A 255-nucleotide genomic window follows, 5' to 3' on the forward strand; every position below is an offset into this window, starting at 1 on the left:
GCTCTGCCGCTTCACTCAGCGCAATAAGCTCTTCTGCTGTCACCTGTACATCATTGTTTTCCGCATCCGTCCAGAAAAACGCCTCCGGCAGTTTCCCCGCTTTCGCTGCCGCCACCGATGGCTCAAGACGCGTCTGCGTTGACTTTCCGTAGTCCCATTTCCGGCCATTGTGCTCAAACGTGTAGTTCGCCGCCTCCATCGCATTACGCCACGCGTTTATTTCATCGCCCTTCATCCCGCGCGCTTTCTCCGCGG

At 57.3% G+C, this 255-nt stretch carries 1 protein-coding gene; it reads right to left on the reverse strand.

From position 1 onward, the window contains the following. Nucleotides 1-255 (reverse strand): DUF4376 domain-containing protein (locus E0D98_RS26735; protein ID WP_131891684.1); only part of this gene is annotated, 255 nt, incomplete at both ends.

The sequence above is a fragment of the Escherichia sp. KCJ4928 genome (genome assembly GCF_004352695.1).
Lineage (GTDB): Bacteria > Pseudomonadota > Gammaproteobacteria > Enterobacterales > Enterobacteriaceae > ECMA0423.